Origin of the sequence: Microbacterium sp. BF1 (genome assembly GCF_019279095.1) — a bacterium.
GTDB classification, from domain to species: Bacteria; Actinomycetota; Actinomycetes; order Actinomycetales; family Microbacteriaceae; genus Microbacterium; species Microbacterium maritypicum.
The window spans coordinates 1-1,403 of sequence record NZ_JAGYWT010000604.1 but is presented as its reverse complement, the minus strand read 5'-3'; the positions used below and the strand labels follow the sequence as shown (position 1 = coordinate 1,403).

Annotated in this window: 2 protein-coding genes; one reads left to right on the top strand and one right to left on the bottom strand. The window is 67.2% G+C overall.

The window, feature by feature from the left end; all coding sequences use genetic code 11:
* The coding region (locus KZA10_RS15310) for a hypothetical protein (protein ID WP_218683316.1) at positions 1-187 on the bottom strand (187 nt) is incomplete at its 3' end.
* On the opposite strand from KZA10_RS15310, the gene KZA10_RS15305 reads away from it, so the two are divergent.
* Positions 171-1,403: S8 family serine peptidase (locus KZA10_RS15305; RefSeq protein WP_218683315.1), on the top strand; the 1,233-nt coding region annotated here is incomplete at its 3' end. The genes KZA10_RS15310 and KZA10_RS15305 overlap by 17 nt on opposite strands.

Here is a 1,403-nt window from a genome sequence, read left to right as displayed (position 1 = left end):
CGGCGTAGAAGTACTGTCCGCCGATGAGCTTCGACGAGTAGTCGCTCTTGTCCCAGTCCTGGCCCTCGACCATCGCTGCCTGGAACTGCCCGCCGTCCGACTTGTCGAAGTAGACGTAGGTGCCGTCCTTGAAGTTGCCCGCCGCCGTGCTCGCGTACGTGCAGGGCGGCGTGGACCGTCCGATCACCCTCGTCGGTGAGAACACCACGGGCGTGACCACCCCGACGCCGCAGATCGCGGGATTCTCGAGCCGCGGACCGATGCTGGCCGACGGCAGCGATGTCATGAAGCCGGACGTCGCGGCTCCCGGTGTCGCGATCCTCGCGGCGACCGAGAACGCACCGGGCGAGAAGCCGACCTTCGGCATCCTCTCCGGCACGTCGATGGCCTCTCCGCACGTCGCAGGTCTCGCGGCTCTGTACCTCGGCGAGCGTCCCAAGGCGACGCCGGCTGAGATCAAGTCGGCGATGATGACCACCGCCTACGACACGGTGCTGCCCGACGGATCGAAGAACAAGAACCCGTTCGAGCAGGGTGCGGGGCAGGTCGATCCGAAGCGGTACCTGAACCCGGGTCTGCTCTACCTCAACGGGGTCAAGGACTGGGCGGCGTTCCTCGACGGGAAGGGGCTGTCGGACTTCCCCGGCATCGACCCGATCGACGGCAGCGATCTGAACCAGGCGTCGATCTCGATCGGCTCGCTGACCAGCGCGCAGACCGTCACCCGCACGGTCACCTCGACCGAGAAGGGCACCTTCACCGCCAAGGCCTCGGTGCCGGGAGTGAACATCAAAGTCACACCTCAGCAGCTCAAGTTCGACCGCCCCGGCCAGACGAAGACCTTCACGGTCACGTTCGACAACGCCAGCGCCCCCGTGGAGCAGTGGGCCACCGGCTCGCTGACCTGGACGAGTGCGAAGAACTCGGTGCGGTCGCCGATCGCGCTGTTCCCGGTCACGGCCGACGCTCCGGCGGAGGTCACGGGCACCGGCGTCGACGGCAGCACCACGGTGGACATCACCCCCGGCCTCACCGGTGATCTGGCACTCGGACTCTCGGGTCTGACGCCATTCGAGCTGCTCGCCGACGCGGACAACCCCGTCGACGGTCACTCGGGAGACGAGAAGTCGGGCGACGCGAACAAGGACGTGTCGTGGATCGTGAACGTGCCCGAGGGGACGACGCTGTCGAGGTTCGACCTCGACTCGTCCGACGACAAGGGCAGCGACCTCGACCTCACCGTGTACCGGGTGGTGAGCCCGGACGACCTGCAGTACTACCAGCGCTGGCGCTCGGCGACCGGCTCGGCGGACGAGCAGGTCACGATCCCGTCGCCGACGGCCGGTACGTACCTCGTGGTGGCGAACATCTACTCCACGTCATCGGGCCCGTCGTGGAGTAGA